We start from the raw sequence: 18828 nt of genomic DNA, 5'->3' as shown, positions 1-18828 counted from the left end.
TGATGCGGCAGCAGGGCGTCCGGGCGCAGCAGCGGGAACAGACCAGGCAGGCGCTGTTGCGGGAGAGCAGGCGGCTGTTCTCGGAACGCGGGTATGCCGCAGTGGGACTGGCGGAGCTCGTACACGCGGCCGGGGTGACGAAGGGAGCGCTCTACCACCACTTCCCTGGTGGCAAGACGGATCTTTTCCGGGCAGTGCTTGAGGAGGCCCAGCAGGAAGTGGGCCGACGGGTGGCCGCGGCCGCCGAGGCTCAGGATGATCCGTGGACGCAGTTGACGGCCGGCTGTCAGGAGTTCCTCGCCGCGGCCACCGCACCGGAGACACAGCGGATCATGCTGGTGGACGGCCCGGCCGTGCTGGGCTGGAGTGAATGGCGGGCGATGGACGAGGCCGCGTCGGCCCGCCATCTCGCCGAGGCCCTGACCTCACTCGTCGAGTCGGGGGTCATCACCCCGCAGCCCGTCCCGCCCCTGGCCCATCTGCTGTCGGGGGCGATGAACGAGGCGGCACTCTGGCTGGCGTCCTCGTCCTCCGGTCCTGAGGACCTCGCAGACACCGCGGCCGCACTGAAGCGCATGCTCCAGGCGCTGCGCGCAACCAGTCAGCCTGGCGGCTGTTGACAGGGAGATCGGTCAGGTCTTCGCCACCTTCGCGGCTGAGTCCCCGGCCTCACAGCGCGATCGCTCGATCCGACAGAGCCTGATCGACCACCTCATCCGCCGAAAGCTCCCGCTCCGGCGGCCAGAAGACCAAGTCGCTGACGTGACCGGACGGGCACGCCAAGGCTCTGTCGAGTCGATTCAGCCAGTCGGCCACCTCGTCGTCGGAGGCGTAGTCCGCTTCCATGATCCGCCGCACGAGCGCGACCGCCTCCGCGCGGCTCATCTTCACTGCACTCATCAGGCCTTTCTGGCGCGTCTACCGTGGCGGAGCGTGATGGCGACGGTCACCTAGTCGCCGCCGCCACCCCCACCGCCGTCCCCGCCACCCCCGCCGTCTCCGCCGCCCGAGTCTCCGCCGTCTCCGCCGTCCGAGCCCCAGCCGTCGCCGCCGCCGGGCTCGTTGTCGTCGCTGCTGTTGCCGAGGTTGCTGAACCAGGTGCGGTCCCACCACTCGTCGAGGGCGATCGGTTCGCTCTCGCGCGCCGGGCGCTTGCGGTTCGCCGGGAAGCGGGCCAGACCTGTCGTGTCCCCGAGCCCGAAGGCGACGGAGAAGACATGGGCCATGACGGCGTCCAGGGGGTCGGCGCTCTCGTGGTGCACGGGTGCCAGCGGCAACAGCACCGAGCCCGGATCGAGTACCTGGCGGCGTGGCGGACGGGTCAGCAGGGCGACGCGGCGCTCGTCGCGCAGCAGCCATGAACTCTTCCCGCTCTCCCGGCACAGCACCCAGTGGCCCCCGGGCAGCCGCACTTCCACGGAGCTCTTCGACTTGCGCAGCCGCTTCGTGAGGACGAGTCGGGCCGTGACGTCGCCGACGGTCAACAGCAGGCCCTTGGACGGTTCCGGGGCTTGGCTGTGGAAGCCGTGTGGGGCCCGGATCCGTACGACGGGAGCGTGCGGCCCCCACACGTCGACGCGTACCAGACGTCGGTCCACGGCGACGGTCACCGGACCGGCGGGGCCCGCCGCGTACCGCCGCGCGATCCACAGGGGTACGCCCTCGGCCCTGGCCCGGTCCGCCAGGGCGGCCACCTGCACCGGTCCACCGCATCGCCGTACCGCCAACTCCCCCAGCCGGTGGGCGAACTCGGCGGCCTGCCGCACCTTCACCGGCGTGGAGGTGCCGGTGATACGGGTCACCGGGACGACCCCGGGGCCGTTCGGCAGCCGCGTCAGCGGGCGTTCCGTTCCGCCGCCCCCGACCCAGTACCCGCGCTGGAACGCCTCGGCCATGGCGCCGAGGTTCAGCTCGCCCAGCGGCGTGATCCTGCCGCCCTTGCGCAGCTGCTCCTCGGTCAACTCCACGGTCCGCGCCAGCGGATTCCTCGACCGTTCGCCATACCGCACCTGACTCACGACACCCCCGTACGTACGCTGTCCAGCCGAGTTCAGGGGCACATGGCCGCGCCCCGGTGCCTGAGACGCCCGCCTCAGTCCTTGGGGTTCCCCGCCAGCCTCCGCAGCACCACCCCGCACCGCCGCGCGTAAGCGTGCTGCAACCCCCGCGTCGCCGCCCCGCCCGCCCGTGCGTACCACTTCGCGCCCCGGCTGAAGGCCGTCACCGTCAGCCAGACCGTGCCGTCTCCCGTGCGGTCGACCACGAAGGCCTCCTCGCCGCACTCCGGGTGGCCCGGGAGCGTGCCGTAGGCCCAGCCCTTGCGGCGGGGTTCGTCGACCGTCCACACCACGCGGCAGGGGGCCTTGATCACGCCGCCCAGGGTGACCGTCACGTCGACGCCGGGGGCCGCCTCGGGGGCGGAGGCGCTTATGCCGACGCCCAGCGCACGGTGCATCTCCCAGGTGCGGACCGCGTTCGCGGCTCGCTCGAACACGTCCGTGCCCTCTCCTATGCGGGAGCGGACGTGGAGCGGGCTGAAGTCGGGCGGGCAGTGGCCCTCGCGGGTCGCGCCGACGGCCTCGTAGGTGAAGGGGCCCTCGGGGAGCGGGCCGGTGGTATGGGGCATGGCGCACAGACTAGGGCGGCACCCGGAGTCGCCTTCTCTCCGGGTACCGCCCGAGCAACCTCAGTCAGGCCGGCGTCACGCCGTGACGTTGACCGCCGCCCACGCCGCGTTCACCGCCGCGTACTCCGCGCTGCTCGCGCCGTAGAGCGAGGACGCCGCGTTCAGGGTCGCCGTGCGGGCGCCCTTGTAGTTCGTGGTCGACGTCATGTACGTCGTCAGCGCCTTGTACCAGATCTGGACGGCCTTGGCGCGGCCGATGCCCGTGATCGTGGAGCCGTTGGAGGTGGGGGAGTTGTACGAGACCCCGTTGATCGTCTTGGCGCCGCTGCCCTCGGAGAGCAGGTAGAAGAAGTGGTTCGCCGGGCCCGAGGAGTAGTGGACGTCCAGGCTGCCGAGCGACGACGACCAGTAGTTGGCCGACGAGCCGTCCTTGCTCGGCTGGTCCATGTAGCGCAGCGGGGTGCCGTTGCCGCGGATGTCGACCTTCTCGCCGATCAGGTAGTCGCCCGGGTCCTTGGCGTTGGCGGCGTAGAACTCGACCGCCGTGCCGAGGATGTCCGAGGTGGCCTCGTTCAGGCCGCCGGACTCGCCGCTGTAGTTCAGACCGGCGGTGTTGGACGTCAGGCCGTGGGTCATCTCGTGGCCCGCCACGTCCAGCGAGGTGAGCGGCTTGGTGTTGCCCGCGCCGTCGCCGTACGTCATGCAGAAGCAGCTGTCGGACCAGAAGGCGTTGACGTACGCGTTGCCGTAGTGGACCCGGGAGTACGCGGCGACGCCGTTGTTCCTGATGCCGTTGCGGCCGAGGACGTTCTTGTAGAAGTCCCAGGTGACCTGGGCGCCGTAGTGGGCGTCCACGGCGGCGTTCTGGTCGGTGGAGGAGCTGGTGGCGGTGCCGGTGCCCCAGACGTCGTCCGCGTCGGTGAAGAGCGTGCCGGCCGAGGAGGACGTGGCGCGCGCCTTGTTGTACGTCTTGTGGGCGCCGCGCGAGGCGTCGTTCAGCTGGTACGTCGAGCCGGACAGCGAGGTGCCGATGGTGACCTGGCCGTTGTACTGGCTGTTGCCGGTACCGGTCTGGACGGCCTCCCACTCGTACAGCTTCTTGCCGGTCTCCGCGTCGGTGACGACGTGGAGCTCCTGCGGGGTGCCGTCGTGCTGGAAGCCGCCGACGACCGTCTCGTAGGCGAGGGTCGGCTTGCCGCTCGCGGCCCAGACGACCTTGCGCGGCGCCTTGTCGGCCTGGGTCTTGGTGGAGCCCTCGGCCTTGGCGGCCTTCAGCGCCTGCTTCTCGGCGGTGGCCTTGGCGACGGCCGGGGTCAGGTCGGCGACCTTGACGGAGGCGGTGGTCGCCTTGGTGACGCTCTTGATGTCACCGGCCTTCGACTCGTGGACGACCAGGTCGCCGCCGAGGACCGGGAGTCCGCCGTAGGTGCGCTCGTAGCGCGTGTGGACCGTGCCGTCCGCGTCCTTGAGGACGTCACGGACGACCAGTTCCTCCTTGGCGCCCAGGCCTATCTCGTCGGCGGTGTCGGCCGTGGCCGCGTCCGCCTCCTTGATCAGGGCGGTGCGCGCGGCGGGGGTCAGCAGGACGGGGGCTCCGGCCGGCCGGGCCTTGTCCGCGGCGGGCGCGGGCTGGGCGGTGGCGCCGGAGGTCAGGCCGGTGGTCAGCAGCGCGCCGGCGGCGATGGCGGTCGCGATGGCGAGCGTGGTGCGCTTGTGACGCGCGTAGAGGGGAGACACACAAGCTCCTTATGTGGGGGAGTTCGCTGGTGCTGGTGCGGCGGGTGGAGGAAGAGTGACACCTGAGTCGTGTTCATGTCAGGAGGGGGTGATGATGTTGGCCGAAAGTCAACTGTCCGGTGAATGTTGCGGGAACATGAACGGGCGCCGCCCCGGCGGGAATCGAACCGCCGGGGCGACGCCTTTCAGGTGCGGGAAGCGTGTGCCGCGCAGGTGACCTACGGGAACGTCAGCTTCCAGCTGTTGATGTACCCGGTGTCCCGCGCCGCGTTGTCCTGGACCCTCAACTGCCATACGCCGTTGGCGACTTCGGATGAGGCGTTCACGGTGTACGTGGTGTTGATGTTGTCCGTGCTGCCGCCGGTGCCGTACGCCTTCAGCGTGTACGCCGTGCCGTCGGGGGCGACCAGCTGGACCTGGAGGTCACCGATGTACGTGTGGACGATGTCCACCGCGACCGCAAGGTTCGAGGGGGCGTTTCCGGTCCGGCCGGAGACCGTGATCGGCGAGGTGACCGCCGCGCCGTTGTCCGGAATCGATACGTCGGTCGTGCTCTCGAACGACGTACCGCCGCCCCCGCCACCGCCGGGCCGGGTGCCCACGTTGACGCCCGCCCACGCGTTGGCCACCGCCGTGTACTCGGCCGACGTGGTGCCGTACAGCTCACCGGCCGCCGCGAGGGTCCCGGTGCGGGCGCCCGCGTAGTTGGTGGTCGAGGTGAACTTGGTCGTCAGCGCGCGGAACCAGATCTTCTCCGCCTTGTCCCGGCCGATGCCGGTCACCGGCAGGTTGTCCGAGGTGGGCGAGTCGTAGCTGACGCCGTTGATGGTCTTGGCGCCGCTGCCCTCGGAGAGCAGGTAGAAGAAGTGGTTCGCGGGGCCCGAGGAGTAGTGCACGTCGATCGAGCCGATGCCCGAGTACCAGGCGTCCCTGGACGAGCCGTCCTTGCTCGGCCGGTCCATGTAACGCAGCGGCGTGCCGTCGCCGTTGATGTTGATCTCCTCGCCGATGAGGTAGTCACCGACGTCGGAGGAGTTCGCCGCGAAGAACTCGACCGTCGCGCCGAAGATGTCCGAGGTGGCCTCGTTCAGACCGCCGGACTCACCGCTGTAGTTCAGGCCGGCGGTGTTGGACGTGAGGCCGTGGGTCATCTCGTGCGCGGCCACGTCGATCGACGTGAGGGGGTTGGCGTTGCCCGAGCCGTCGCCGTACGTCATGCAGAAGCAGGAGTCCTGCCAGAACGCGTTGACGTAGTTGTTGCCGTAGTGCACGCGCGAGTAGGCGCCGACGCCGTCACCGCGGATGCCGCTGCGGCCGTGCACGTTCTTGTAGTAGTCCCAGGTCAGTGCCGCGCCGTAGTGGGCGTCGGCGGCGGCCGACTCCAGGTTCGACGGGGCCCCGTTGCCCCACACGTCGTCGGGGCCGGAGAACAGGGTCCCGGTGCCGGACGTGCCGCGGTTCAGGTTGTTCGTGCGGTGGTTGCCGCGCGCGCCGTCGGTGAGGTTGTACGTCGAACCGGACTGGGTGGTGCCGAGGGTCACCTGGCCGCTGTAGACCGTGTTGCCGGTGCCGGTCTCGACCGCCTCCCACTCGTACAGCTTGGCGCCGCTGGTGGCGTCCGTGATGACGTGCAGCTCCTGCGGGGTGCCGTCGTGCTGGAAGCCACCGACGACCGTCTCGTAGGCGAGGACCGGCTTGCCGCTCGCGGCCCAGACGACCTTGCGGGGCGCGCGGTTGATGTCCGGGTTCTTGGCGTCCTCGGCCTTCGCGGCGCCGAGGGCCTGCTTCTCGGCCTTGCCCTTGCTGACGGTCGGCGTCAGCGACGGGACGGCGATCTTCGCCTTGGTGGCCCTGACGATGCCTTCGGTCGCGCCCGCCTTCGAGGTCTCGACGACCAGGTCGCCGCCGAGGACGGGGAGGCCGTCGTACGTCCGCTCGTACCGGGTGTGCACGGTGCCGTCGCGGTCCTTGACCACGTCACGGACGACGAGCTTCTCCTTGGCGCCGAGGTTCAGCTCCTCGGCCGTCTCCGCCCTCGTCGCGGTGGCCTCGCGTATCAGCTCGGCCCGCTGGGCGGGGGTGAGCTTGACCGAGGCCGTGCCGGTGGCCTTGCCCGCTGCCGACGGTGCCTTCTCCGGGGCGGCGGTGGCGGCGCCCGACTGGACGGCCGCGGCCAACAGGGCGGTGATGGCGACGAACGCGCCGGCGGCCGTGCGCCTACGGGCGGTGCGGCCGAAGGTGGTACCGGTGTGGGAGGTGCGTCTGTGGGACTGGCGTCTCAACACTGACTCCTTCTGCGTGGCCGCGGGTTCGCACGGCCAGGGGAGACCGGACGACTGGTGGCCGTCCGGGCAGAACAAGGTGTGCACTGACGAACGCGAAACCACATGCGTGGGGGGTGCCGCGCGGCACGTGGGAGCGCTCCTTGTGAGGTTGCTGTGCCGCGGTTGTGGGCAGAGTGGCAGGAGATTGCGCTTCCTGTCAGGAGCGCGTCAAGAAGTTGGCCGGAAACAGTCCGTTGCCCGGTTGATCATGTTCGATAAACGGAGCGTTCACCTTGGCGGGGCGGAGGGCCGGAGCGGAGGGCCGAGGGCGGAAAGCGGAGGGCTGCGGAGCCCGTCCTACCTGATCCGTTCCAGCGCCTCACGGGCCGTCAGGTCGGTCAGTCCCTCGGCCAGGTGCGCGTGGTCGTTGCAGAACCAGACGGCGTTCTCCGGGTGGCCGACCCAGTCGTCGTCATACGTCCGGGTCGCCCGGAAGTACACCAGGGTGAACTCGGAGAAAGGCTTGTCGTCGCGCCGCATGCGAGGGCAGACGACACACATCGGCGGCATCACAGGAGGCGTTCTTCCCCTCGTCGTAAGGCTGTTCGGCAATCTTCGCACGGGTGCCGTGCACGCTTGTCGGACCGCACGGGCCCCGCCGCCCGTCAGGCGGCCTCCTCCCCGTGCCACCGCCGCCACAGCGCCGCGTACGGGCCGTCCGCCGTCACCAACTGGTCGTGCGTGCCGAGTTCGGTGAGGCGGCCGTCCTCCATCACCGCCACCCGGTCCGCGTCGTGGGCGGTGTGCAGGCGGTGGGCGATGGCGATGACCGTGCGGCCGTGCAGGACGGCGGCGAGGGCGCGCTCGGTGTGGCGGGCGGTGGTGGGGTCGAGGAGGGCCGTGGCCTCGTCGAGGATGAGGGTGTGCGGATCGGCCAGGACCACCCGCGCGAGGGCCAGTTGCTGGGCCTGGGGGCCGTCCGTGCGGCGCCCGCCCTCACCGAGGCGGGTGTCCAGGCCCTCGGGGAGGTCGCGGACCCAGCCGTCCGCGCCCACCGCCGACAGCGCCGCCCACACCTCCTCGTCCGTGGCCGCCGGTTCGGCGATGAGGAGGTTGTCGCGGACCGTGCCCAGGAAGACATGGTGTTCCTGGGTGACCAGGACCACCTGGCGGCGCAGCCGTTCCGGGCCGAGGTCGACGACGGGCACACCGCCGACCGTCACGTTGCCGGCGGTCGGCGCGTCGATGCCTGCCAGGAGCCGGCTCAGCGTCGTCTTCCCGGCGCCGGACGGACCGACCACCGCGAGCCGTTCGCCCGGGCGGACCGTCAGGTCCACACCGCGCAGCACCTCGCCGCCCCGCTCGTACGCGTACCGGACACCCCGTACGTCGATGCGGTCGTCCGCGGGCTCCGGGGTGTCGGCGGAGCCCGCGCGAGGCGCCCCGGCCAGACCCTCCACCCGGGCGAAGGAGGCGCCACTGCTCTGCAGCAGTTCCACCCGCATCAGGATCTCGTCGAGCGGGCCGCTCAGCTGCTGCAGATACAGGGCCGCCGACACCACCGCGCCCAGGGTGACCGAGCCGCGCGCCAGCAGCACTCCGCCGAGGAGGAGGACGAGCACCTGGGGCACGAAGTACGAGACCTCGACCCCGGGGAAGAACACCGTGCGCAGGAACAGGGTGTGCAAGCGGCGGCGCCTGGACTCCTCCAGCGCGTCCCGGCTCGCGGTGATCCGCCGGCGCTCCAGTCGCAGCGCCTCGACCGTACGGGCCCCCGACGCGGTCGCCGCGACGATCTCCGCGACCTCCGAACCGGCCGCGCCCTCCGCGAGATAGCCGGTACGCGCCCGGTGCAGATACCAGCGCAGCACCACCCCGATGCCGCTCAGCCCGACCAGCGCGCACACCCCGAGCAGCGGGTTCAGGGCGAAGACCGCGCCGATCAGGAACAGCGCCTGCACCGAACTGATCAGCAGCTCGGGGCCCACGTCACGCAGGGTCCTGCCCACCGCGTCCACGTCGGCCGTGCCGCGCGCCGTCAGATCACCGGTCCCCGCCCGCTCCACGACCGACGCCGGCAGCGCCAGCGTCCGGTCCACGAACTCCTCACGCACCCGCGCCAGCGTGCGCTCCCCGAACCGGTGCCCCACGTACCGGGCCCAGCGCGCCAGCAGCAACTGCGCCACCGCGCACAACAGGATCGCCGCCGCCAGCCGGTCCACCACGCCGACGCCGGCCCCGCCGCGCACCTCGTCGATGATCCGGCCCACCAGCCACGGCCCGGCGAGCCCCGTCGCGGCCGCTGCCCCGTTCAGGCCCAGCACGGCCAGGAAGGCCCGCCGGTCCGCCCGCACCAGCCGCACGGTCGCCCGCCGCACGGCCGGCGCGTCGGCGATGGGCAGGCGCCCGGAGGGGGCGGAGACGGGTCCCACCGGGCCCGATGCCTTGGCCGTCGTCGCTGCCTCCGTCACCGCACGACCTCCGCGTCCGTGCGCTCCATCCCGCCCGTACCCTTCATGCCGCCCGTGCCCTCCGCCTCGCCCCTGTCGCCCCCGACGCCCCCGCCGCCCGCTTCACCCGTGTCCCCGGCGTCCTCGCCGTCCGCCCCGCCTCGCGCCTCCGCCGGCTCTCCCGCGTCCCGGGCCACCAACCGCCGGTAGCCCCGTTCCGTGGCCAGGAGTTCGTGGTGGGTGCCGGTGGCCGCGACCTTGCCGTCCACCAGGTGGAGGACGATGTCGGCGTGGTCGAGGACGAGCGGTGAGGTGGTCGTGACGAGGGTCGTGCGGCCCTCGCGCGCGGCGCGCAGCCGTCCGGCGACCCGGGCCTCGGTGTGCGCGTCGAGCGCCGAGGTCGGCTCGACGGCGAGCAGGACCTCGGGGTCGGCCACCAGCGCCCGCGCCAGCCGTACCCGCTGCCGCTGACCGCCGGAGAGATTGCGGCCCTGCGCGTCGATCGCCGAGTCGAGGCCGTCCGCGAGGCCAAGTACGACGTCCTCGGCCACCGCCGTCCGCAGCGCCCGTCCGGCCGTCTCGTCGTCGACGTCCCCGTGCCCGCCGAGCAGCTCACGCAGCCGGCCCGCGAACAGGTCGGCCTCGTGGTCGGCGACCAGGACCCGCGCCCGGACCTGTGCCAGCGGGATCGCGTCCAGCGGGATTCCGCCCCAGGTCACCGCGGTCGGCGCGTACCGGCCGAGCCGGTCCACCACGGCCGCCGCGTCGGCCGGCCGGTCGGCGGCGAGCGCGACCAGCCGACCGGGCGGCACCCGCACCCCCGACTCGGGGTCGTGCAGCGTCGACGGCTCGGCGGGGGCGTCCGTCGTGCCGTGGTCCGGCAGCGGCTCCAGGTTCAGGAACCGGATGACGCGCCGCGCGGCCACCACCCCGCGGCTGACCTCGTATCCCCAGTCGACGAAGTACGACACGGGCCGCACCAGTACGGTGACGTACCCGTACACCGACACCAACTCGCCTACGGTGATGGCACCCTGGGCAGCGAGCCGGGCCGCCAGCCAGGTCACCACGGCGAGGAACAGCGTCGGCAGCCCCACCCCGAGCGCCTGCATCCAGCTGGTCACCGCTCCCACCCGGTACCCCTGCGCCCGAAGACGCTGCGAGTCCCGGCGGAACGCGTCGGCCACCAGCTCCTTGCCGCCCAGCCCGTTGAGGACCCGCAGCCCGCCCGCGAGGTCGGCGATCCGCGCGGTCAGCACGCCCCGCCGCTCCCGGTACTCCGTCTCCGTGCCCTGCAGCCGCCGCATCAACGGCCCCACGATCACCGCGATCAGCGGCATCCCGAGCAGCACGACCGCCGCGATGGGCAGGGAGACCGACACGAGCAGTCCGGCGACCACCAGGTAGGCGGCGAGCGCCCCCACCCCCGGCCCGATGACCGTCAGCGAACCGGCGATCGTCTGGACGTCCCCGACACCGATCGTGACGACCTCTCCGGCGCCGACGCGGCGTCGCAACGCCGCTCCCAGCCGGACGGCGTGCGCCATCACGACCTTCACCGTGCGGAAGTTGGCGTCCATCCGGACCCGCGTCATCGTGCGGTGGCGCATGATGCTCAGCCAGGCGTTGAAGGCGCCCACGCCGAAGAGGGCGGCCGTCCAGCCGGCCAGGGCCCGGTGGTCGCCGGGTTCCAGGCCCTCGTCGATCGCTCGGGAGAGCAGGTACGGGGTGGCGGCGAGCAGCACCATCCACGCGCAGGAGATGAGGGAGCCGAGGGCGGAGCGGCCGGCCTGCTGCTTGACCAGCCACCACAGGTAGTGGGCGCCACCGCGGCGGTCGGGGGTGCCGGGGTCCTCGTACGCGTTGATCATCGGCCCCCGGTCTCTGTAGGTGTCGAGTCGTGTTCGGCTGCTGGTTCGGTGGGGCTTCCCGCGCATTTGCCCGCGCCCCGGAACGGCCCTTCGGGCCGATCAAGCCAAGCTGTCCCGCCAGGCCCGGTGCAGGTCCGCGAAGCGGCCCGTGCCCGCGATCAGGTCCGCCGGGGTGCCGTCCTCCACGACGCGGCCGTGTTCCATCACCAGGACCCGGTCGGCGATCTCGACCGTGGAGAGGCGGTGCGCGATCACCACGGCCGTGCGCCCGCGCAGGACCGTCGCCATCGCGCGCTGGACCGCCCGCTCGCCCGGGACGTCGAGCGAGCTGGTCGCCTCGTCCAGGATGAGGACGGCCGGATCGGCCAGCAACGCCCTTGCGAACGCGACGAGTTGACGCTGACCGGCGGAGATACGGCCACCGCGCTTGCGTACGTCGGTGTCGTAGCCGTCGGGCAGGGCGGTGATGAAGTCATGGGCGCCGATGGCCTTCGCGGCGCGCTCGATCTCCTCGCGGTCGGCCTCGGGGCGGCCGATGGCGATGTTCTCGGCGACCGTGCCGGAGAACAGGAAGGACTCCTGCGTCACCATGATCACCCCGCGCCGCAGCTCGGGCACCGAGAGGTCGCGCAGGTCGACACCGTCCAGGAGGACCCGCCCGGACGTGGGGTCGTAGAAGCGGGCCACCAGCTTGGCGAGGGTCGACTTGCCGGCGCCGGTGGAGCCGACCACCGCCACCGTGCTGCCCGCGGCGAGGGTGAGGTCGAACCGGGGCAGGACCTCGCCACCGGTGCGGTACGCGAACCGTACGTCGTCGAACACGACCTCACGGCCCGGCAGTTCGCGGTCCGTCACCGGCAGCTCCTTCGGCTCGGCGGGCTCCGGGACCGACGGGGCCTGGGCCAGCAGACCGGCGATCTTCTCCAGCGAGGCCGCCGCCGACTGGTAGGAGTTGAGGAACATGCCGAGCCGGTCGATCGGGTCGTACAGCCGCCGCAGATACAGCACCGCGGCCGCCAGCACGCCCAGCGCCAGCGACTCCGACGCCACCCGGTACGCGCCCCACAGCACGATCGCGGCGACCGTGATGTTGGCGACCACCCGGGAGCAGACCACATAGCGGGCCATCTCCAGGATCGCGTCGCCGTTCTTGCGCTCGTGGTGCCGGTTCAGGGCGCTGAACTCGGCGTCGTTGGCGGCCTCCCGGCGGAACGCCCGCACCGGACGGATGCCGTTCATCGTCTCCGCGAACTTCACGATCACCGCGGCGATCGCGCTGGACCGGGCCGTGTAGACGCTCGCCGCGCGCCGCTGGTACATCCGTACGAACCCGTACAGCGGCACGAACGACGCCAGCGCCGCCGCGCCGAGCCCGAGGTCCAGCCAGAGCAGCATCGCCGAGATGTAGACGAAGGCGAGGATCACCCCGATGAGTTCCTGGAGCCCCTCGTTGAGCAGTTCGCGCAGCGACTCGACGTCCGTGGTGGACCGGGAGATCAGCCGGCCCGAGGTGTACCGCTCGTGGAAGTCGATGCTCAGTGCCTGCGCGTGCCGGAAGATCCGGCCGCGCAGATCCAGCAGGACGTCCTGGTTCACCCGCGCGGACGCCCCGATGAACAGGTACTGCAGCCCGCCGGCCGCCAGCGCGCACGCCAGATAGCCGACCGCCACCGCGATCAGCGGCCCGTGCCGGCCGTCGCGCAGCGCCGGTACGGCACTGTCGATGGCGTACGCCACCAGCAGCGGGCCCGCCTGCACCGCGGCCTGCTGCAGCAGGAGCAGCACGCTCGCCACGACCACCCGGGCCCGCATCGGCGCGAGCAGCGAGCGCAGCAGCGCGAGGGTGGCGCCCGGGGGTGTGGGGAGGTCGTCGTGGTCGAACGGGTCGCCGACGGGGGCCTGGCGCGTGGGGGCCGCGGCCTCGGGGGCCGTGGATTCGGGGGCCGCGGCCTCGGGGGTCGTGGGGGGCCGGTCGCCGTCGGATGCCTTCTCCAGGGACGTCGTCCTGTCCGGTCGGCCCGCCGAGTGCCCGTCCGCCTCGGCCGCCGACTGTCCGTCCGCCGTGCCGTCGGACTTGCCGTTCGCCTCGCCGTCCGGTTCCTCGTTCGGCTCCTTGTCCGGCGCGGTGGTCAGGGGCGCCGTCATCGCTCGTCCTCCTCGGTGCCGGACATCAGATGGGCGTACTCGGTGTTGGTGCGCAGCAGTTCCTGGTGGGTGCCCACGGCCGTGACGCGGCCGCCGGAGAGCAGGGCGACCCGGTCGGCGAGCAGCACGGTCGACGGGCGGTGCGCCACGATCAGCGCCGTCGTCTCCGCGAGCACCCGGCGCAGCGCGGCCTCCACCGCGGCCTCCGTGTGCACGTCCAGCGCCGACAGCGGGTCGTCCAGCACCAGGAAGCGGGGTCTGCCGACCACCGCCCGCGCGAGCGCCAGGCGCTGCCGCTGGCCGCCGGAGAGGCTGAGGCCCTGCTCGCCGACCTGGGTGGCCGTGCCCTGCGGGAGCGCGTGCGCGAACTCCGCCTGGGCGATGGCCAGGGCGCGGTCGAGCTCGGGCTCGCCCGCGTCCGGTGGGCCGCCCATCAGGACGTTCTCGCCGACGGTCGCCGAGAACAGGGTGGGTTCCTCGAAGGCCACGGCGACGAGGGCGCGCAGCGAGTCCCGGGACATCTCGGTGATGTCGTGGCCGTCCAGCGTGATGCGGCCGGACGTCACCTCGTGCAGTCGGGGGACGAGGGCGGTGAGGGTGGTCTTGCCGGAGCCGGTGGCGCCGACCAGGGCCATCGACTCGCCCGGCCGGATGTGCAGGTCGACGCGGTCGAGGGTGGGGGCGCTGCCGGGAGCGGCATCGGGATAGCGGAAGGTGACGTCGTGGAACCGGAGTCCGCCGTCCCCGTCCCCGTCCCCGGCGGGGACGGGGTGGGCCGTCCTCGTCGACGATTCCGGGGCCTCGTCCATCACCTCGAAGTACCTTTCCGTCGCCGTCGCCGCCTCCTGACTCATCGCCAGCAGGAAGCCGATCGAGTCGACGGGCCAGCGCAGCGCGAGCGCGGTGGACAGGAAGGCGACCAGGGTGCCCGCCGACAGCACGCCGTCGGCGACCTGGACGACGCCGAGGACGAGGGCCGCACCGATCGCGATCTCGGGGAGCGTGATGATGACGCCCCAGATCGCCGAGAGCAGGCGGGCCTTGCGCAGCTCGGTGCCGCGCAGCGTCCGGGACAGCTCACGGAACGCGCGCGCCTGGCTGCGGTGCCGCCCGAACCCCTTGATGACGCGGATCCCGAGCACGCTCTCCTCGACGACCGTCGTCAGGTCGCCGACCTGGTCCTGCGCGAGGCGGGCGACGGCGTTGTACTTCCTCTCGAAGACGACGCAGGTCACGATCACCGGAACGACGGGCCCGAGGATGACGAGCCCGAGGGTCCAGTCCTGGGCGAGCATGATGATCACGCCGACGACGATGGTCACCGCGTTGACCAGCAGGAACGTCAGCGGGAAGGCGAGGAACATCCGCAGCAGCATCAGATCGGTCGTCCCGCGCGAGAGGAGCTGACCGGAGGCCCAGCGGTCGTGGAAGGCGACCGGCAGGCGTTGCAGACGGCGGTAGAGATCCGCGCGCATCGACGCCTCGACCCCCGCGAGGGGCCGTGCCACGAGCCAGCGCCGCAAGCCGAACAGCAGTGCCTCGGCGAGCCCGAGCAGCAGCAGGTACAGCGCGCCGAGCCACACGCCCGCCGGGTCCCGGTCGGCGATCGGGCCGTCCACCATCCACTTCAGGACGAGCGGGATGAACAGGCCCACGAGGGAGGCGACGATCGCGACCACCGCGGCGACGGACAGCCGCACCCGCACGGGCCGCACATACGGCCACAGCCGCAGCAGCGTACGTACGGCGGACCGCCCGGCGGCCTTCCCGGAGGCCGCGGCCCCCTCGGGCTCCGCGGTTTCCGCGGGTTCGAAGGCCGCCCCCGGTTCCTCGGTCCGGTCGGGTTCCTCTGCGGTTGCACGTGTCGTGGCCATCAGCAGCGAGCCTACGGATCGCCACTGACAACGCCCACCGAGTTTTGGGCCGGACCGCGTTCGGTCGTGAGTCCTACGACGGTCCCTCGACGGTCCCGCGCCTGTCCTGCGAGCATCCCGCGATCCGCGTGGCCACGGGGGTCGACGCCGTCGGCGGTGTTCAGCGGACCACCCGGAGCAGCAGTACGCACCGCGCCGGTACCGTCACCGACTCCCCGGCCCGGTGTACCACCCCCGGCCCCTCCCGCTGCTCCTCCCGTGACGTGTCGACGACCACCTCGTAGCGCTCGGCCCACGGCGTTCCCGGCAGGACGAAGCTCACCGGGCGGTCGCCGGCGTGCAGGACGGTCAGGAAGCTGTCGTCCAGGACGGCGGCGCCCCGGGCGTCCCGGCCGGGGATGTCCCGTCCCGACAGGTACATGCCCAGCGTCGTGGTCGGCGCGTACCAGTCCCGTTCGGTCATCTCCGTGCCGCGTGCCGTGAACCAGGCCAGGTCCCGCAGTCCGTCCGCCGAGTGGGCGCGGCCGGAGAAGAAGGCCCGGCGGCGCAGGACGGGGTGCGCGTGGCGGAGCGCGATCAGCCGGGACGTGAGATCGAAGAGGGCCTTCCACGCGGGGTCCTCCAGCAGGCTCCAGTCGAGCCAGCTGATCTCGTTGTCCTGGCAGTACGCGTTGTTGTTGCCCCCTTGCGTGCGGCCCAGTTCGTCGCCGGCGACCAGCATCGGGACGCCCGTGGAGAGCAGGAGGGTGGTCAGGAGGTTGCGCAACTGGCGTCGCCGCAGCGCCCGTACGCGTTCGTCGTCCGTCTCGCCCTCGGTGCCGCAGTTCCAGGACCGGTTGTCGTCCGAACCGTCCCGGTTCCCCTCCCCGTTCGCCTCGTTGTGCTTGCGCTCGTACGACACCAGGTCGCGCAGGGTGAAACCGTCGTGCGCGGTGATGAAGTTGACCGAGGCGTAGGGCCTGCGGCCGCCCCAGGCGTAGAGGTCGCTCGACCCGGACAGGCGGTAGCCGAGGTCCCGTACGTCCGGCAGCGCGCCCCGCCAGAAGTCCCGGACCGCGCCCCGGTAGCGGTCGTTCCACTCCGTCCACAGGGGCGGGAAGGCTCCGACCTGGTAGCCGCCAGAACCCACGTCCCACGGCTCGGCGATCAGCTTCACCCGCCGCAGCACCGGGTCCTGGGCGATGACCGCGAGGAACGGGGAGAGCATGTCGACGTCGTGCATCGAGCGGGCGAGCGCCGCCGCCAGGTCGAAGCGGAAGCCGTCGACCCCCATCTCCGTCACCCAGTAGCGCAGCGAGTCCGTGATCAGGCGCAGGACGTGCGGCTGGACCACGTGCAGGGTGTTGCCGCAGCCCGAGTAGTCCGCGTAGCGGCGGGCGTCGCTCTGCAGGCGGTAGTAGCCCCGGTTGTCGATGCCGCGCAGCGACAGGCTCGGGCCGCGTTCGTCGGCCTCGGCGGTGTGGTTGTAGACCACGTCGAGGACGACCTCGATCCCGGCCGCGTGCAGCGCCCGCACCATCCGCTTGAACTCCCCGACCTGCTGCCCGGTCGTGCCCGACGAGGAGTACGCCGCGTGCGGGGCGAAATAGCCGATCGAGTTGTAGCCCCAGTAGTTGCGCATGCCCCGGCGCAGCAGATGGTCCTCGTGGGCGAACTGGTGCACGGGCAGCAGCTCCACCGCCGTCACGCCCAGCTGCACCAGGTGCTCGATCGCGGCGGGGTGAGCCAGACCGGCGTACGTGCCGCGCAGCTCCTCCGGGATGCCGGGGTGGGTCATGGTGAAGCCGCGGACGTGCAGTTCGTAGATGACCGAGTCCGCCCACGGCGTCTTCGGGCGGCGGTCGTCGATCCATTCGTCGTCGGGGGCGTCGTCGTGGACGACGACCCCCTTGGGGACGTGCGGTGCCGAGTCCCGTTCGTCGCGCACGGTGTCGGCGACATGCTGCTCGGGCCAGTCACGGACGTGCGCGTACACCTCCGGCGGCAGGGCGAACTCGCCGTCCACGGCACGCGCGTACGGGTCGAGGAGCAGCTTCGCCGGGTTCCAGCGGGCGCCGGTCCACGGGTCCCAGCGGCCGTGGACGCGGTAGCCGTACCGCTGCCCCGGCAGGACGCCCGGCACGAACCCGTGCCAGATCTCATGGGTCAGCTCGGTCAGCCTCAGCCGGGTCTCCTCACCCGCCTCCGAGAACAGACACAGCTCCACGGACTCCGCCCCGCCCGCCCACAGCGCGAAGTTGGTGCCGGCGACCCCGTCGGGGCCCACCCGGAACCGCGCCCCCAGCGGTGTCGACGCCCCCGGCCACACGGGCCTTCGTTCCGGCGCGGCCTCCTCACGCCGGCCGCCGTTCAGCACGGTGGCCGGACGCGCGGCCGGCACCCCCCGCGTCCCCCGCACTTCGTCCTGCTCGGCTGCGCTCGACACCTCAGGCCTCCCGCGGCTCGGTGGGCGACGGAGAAGGGGAGCGAGATGTCCCGTCACCGCTCCCCATCGCGTCGTCCTCCCAAGGGTTCTGCCCAGAGCACGCCTCGCACTCACGTTTCCCGGGGGCGTGCGCCGTCGTTGGGCCGCACGTGAACCACGCACAGACGCACGCGCGCCGCGCCGGGGCCGCCCTGGCCGCCGCGCTCACCTGGGCCGGCCTGCTCGCCGGGGTCGCCGGCTGCACGGCAGGACCGCCGCTCACCAGCGGAAAGGCACCCGACGACACGATCCGGGTCACACCGGAGGACGGCAGCAAGGGCGTGCGCCCGGAGCAGCGCTTCGAAGTAAGGGTGCCCAGTGGGCGCCTGGAGTCCGTCAAGGTGGTGAAGTCCCAGGACGCGCAGGAGTCACCCGTACCGGGACGGCTCTCCGCCGACGGGCTGACCTGGCGCCCCACCGGCTCACCGAAGCTCGCGCTGGCCGCCCGGTACACCGTCGACGCCGTCGCCCTCGACGGCCACGGCCGGCGCTCGGCACGACACGTCACCTTCACCACGCACGTCCCCGACGAGCGCTTCGTCGCGTACGCCACGCCCGAGAACCGGGCCACCGTCGGCACCGGGATGATCGTCTCCCTGGAGTTCAACCGGGTGATCGAGGACCGCGCGGCCGTGGAACGCGCCGTCGAGGTGACCGCCGAGCCGGCCGTCGAGGTCCGCCCGCACTGGTTCGGCGGGGGACGCCTCGACTTCCGCCCCGAGACGTACTGGAGGCCCGGTACCAGGGTCACCGTGGCCCTGCGGCTGCGGGACGTGGAGGGCGCGCCCGGCGTCTACGGCCAGCAGGACCGGACGTTCTCGTTCACCGTCGGCCGCCACCAGGTCAGCGTGGTCGACGCGGCCCGGCACACCATGCGCGTGGAGCGCGGCGACGGTGTGCTCGCCACGCTTCCCATCACCGCCGGGGCGCCCAAGACCACGACGTACAACGGGAAGATGGTCGTCACCGAGATGCTGGAGGTGACCCGGATGAACGGGGCCACCGTGGGCTTCAGGAAGGCGAACGGCAAGAGCGAGTACGACATCCCGGACGTCCCGCACGCCATGCGCCTGACCACCTCCGGCACCTTTCTGCACGGCAACTACTGGGCCCCGGACGCCTTCGGCCGGGCCAATGTCAGCCACGGCTGTGTCGGTCTGCGCGATGTGAAGGGCGGCGATTCCGGCACCCCCGCGGGCTGGTTCTTCGACCGCAGCCTCGTCGGGGACGTCGTCGAGGTCGTCAACAGCGACGACAAAAAGGTCGCTCCCGACAATGGCCTCGGAGGGTGGAACATGGGATGGAAGGAGTGGAAAGCGGGTGCCGCGGTGAAGTAGACCGACATAGCGGCGACATGACACCTCGCCCGGCACCGGCAGGGGGAGCGCGCGTGATGA

13 protein-coding genes are annotated in these 18828 nt (G+C 72.0%); 2 read left to right on the top strand and 11 right to left on the bottom strand.

Annotation, left to right across the window (positions count from 1 at the left end):
• The first annotated feature begins 2 nt into the window (after positions 1-2).
• On the top strand, positions 3-620 hold the full coding sequence (locus tag K1J60_RS13655; protein ID WP_220646460.1) for a TetR/AcrR family transcriptional regulator: 618 nt from the start codon (positions 3-5) through the stop codon (positions 618-620).
• Positions 621-669: 49 nt separating this feature from the next.
• Here the strand turns inward: K1J60_RS13655 and K1J60_RS13650 are convergent, their stop codons facing one another.
• The 11 genes from K1J60_RS13650 to glgX all read right to left on the bottom strand — a co-directional run bounded on the left by K1J60_RS13650 (position 670) and on the right by glgX (position 17392).
• Positions 670-900, bottom strand: a complete 231-nt coding sequence (locus K1J60_RS13650; RefSeq protein ID WP_220646459.1) for an e9imm peptide — start codon at positions 898-900, stop codon at positions 670-672.
• 50 nt (positions 901-950) lie between these two features.
• The gene (locus K1J60_RS13645; RefSeq protein WP_220646458.1) at positions 951-2018 is read right to left on the bottom strand and encodes a hypothetical protein; all 1068 of its coding nucleotides are present in this window, start codon (positions 2016-2018) and stop codon (positions 951-953) included.
• A 74-nt stretch (positions 2019-2092) separates the two neighbouring features.
• Entirely contained in the window at positions 2093-2626 is a 534-nt protein-coding gene (locus K1J60_RS13640; RefSeq protein ID WP_220646457.1) for a DUF1990 family protein, read from the bottom strand.
• 75 nt (positions 2627-2701) lie between these two features.
• Positions 2702-4363 (bottom strand): M4 family metallopeptidase, encoded by a 1662-nt coding sequence (locus K1J60_RS13635; protein ID WP_220646456.1) that lies wholly within the window; start codon positions 4361-4363, stop codon positions 2702-2704.
• Positions 4364-4581: 218 nt separating this feature from the next.
• The gene (locus tag K1J60_RS13630; protein WP_220646455.1) at positions 4582-6648 is read right to left on the bottom strand and encodes a M4 family metallopeptidase; all 2067 of its coding nucleotides are present in this window, start codon (positions 6646-6648) and stop codon (positions 4582-4584) included.
• 336 nt (positions 6649-6984) lie between these two features.
• On the bottom strand, positions 6985-7167 hold the full coding sequence (locus K1J60_RS13625; RefSeq protein WP_259407712.1) for a hypothetical protein: 183 nt from the start codon (positions 7165-7167) through the stop codon (positions 6985-6987).
• Positions 7168-7292: 125 nt separating this feature from the next.
• Complete coding sequence (locus K1J60_RS13620) at positions 7293-9059, bottom strand: ABC transporter ATP-binding protein (RefSeq protein ID WP_220651448.1); 1767 nt, start codon at positions 9057-9059, stop codon at positions 7293-7295.
• 35 nt (positions 9060-9094) lie between these two features.
• Positions 9095-10948, bottom strand: a complete 1854-nt coding sequence (locus tag K1J60_RS13615; RefSeq protein ID WP_259407711.1) for an ABC transporter ATP-binding protein — start codon at positions 10946-10948, stop codon at positions 9095-9097.
• Between the two features lie 99 nt (positions 10949-11047).
• A complete protein-coding gene (locus K1J60_RS13610) occupies positions 11048-13093 on the bottom strand; it encodes an ABC transporter ATP-binding protein (RefSeq protein WP_220646454.1) in 2046 nt (681 codons plus the stop codon).
• Entirely contained in the window at positions 13090-14967 is a 1878-nt protein-coding gene (locus K1J60_RS13605) for an ABC transporter ATP-binding protein (RefSeq protein ID WP_220646453.1), read from the bottom strand. Before K1J60_RS13605 ends, K1J60_RS13610 begins: the two co-directional genes overlap by 4 nt.
• 160 nt (positions 14968-15127) lie before the next feature.
• A complete protein-coding gene (glgX, locus tag K1J60_RS13600; RefSeq protein ID WP_220646452.1) occupies positions 15128-17392 on the bottom strand; it encodes a glycogen debranching protein GlgX in 2265 nt (754 codons plus the stop codon).
• A 149-nt stretch (positions 17393-17541) separates the two neighbouring features.
• Between glgX and K1J60_RS13595 the strand changes: the two genes are divergently transcribed.
• Positions 17542-18768 (top strand): L,D-transpeptidase, encoded by a 1227-nt coding sequence (locus K1J60_RS13595; protein WP_220646451.1) that lies wholly within the window; start codon positions 17542-17544, stop codon positions 18766-18768.
• The last annotated feature ends 60 nt before the right edge of the window (positions 18769-18828 follow it).

The sequence above is a fragment of the Streptomyces akebiae genome (assembly GCF_019599145.1).
In the GTDB taxonomy this organism is placed as follows: domain Bacteria; phylum Actinomycetota; class Actinomycetes; order Streptomycetales; family Streptomycetaceae; genus Streptomyces; species Streptomyces akebiae.
The sequence above is the reverse complement of the archived record's forward strand: the minus strand, read 5'-3'. Positions and strand labels throughout refer to the sequence as shown.

Bases quoted from the DNA above. Each gene is read 5' to 3' on its own strand.
- K1J60_RS13655 (WP_220646460.1), top strand. From the start codon at position 3: ATGCGGCAGCAGGGCGTCCGGGCGCAGCAGCGGGAACAGACCAGGCAG.
- K1J60_RS13650 (WP_220646459.1), bottom strand. From the start codon at position 900: ATGAGTGCAGTGAAGATGAGCCGCGCGGAGGCGGTCGCGCTCGTGCGG.
- K1J60_RS13640 (WP_220646457.1), bottom strand. From the start codon at position 2,626: ATGCCCCATACCACCGGCCCGCTCCCCGAGGGCCCCTTCACCTACGAG.
- K1J60_RS13625 (WP_259407712.1), bottom strand. From the start codon at position 7,167: ATGCGGCGCGACGACAAGCCTTTCTCCGAGTTCACCCTGGTGTACTTC.
- K1J60_RS13615 (WP_259407711.1), bottom strand. From the start codon at position 10,948: ATGATCAACGCGTACGAGGACCCCGGCACCCCCGACCGCCGCGGTGGC.
- K1J60_RS13610 (WP_220646454.1), bottom strand. From the start codon at position 13,093: ATGACGGCGCCCCTGACCACCGCGCCGGACAAGGAGCCGAACGAGGAA.
- K1J60_RS13605 (WP_220646453.1), bottom strand. From the start codon at position 14,967: ATGGCCACGACACGTGCAACCGCAGAGGAACCCGACCGGACCGAGGAA.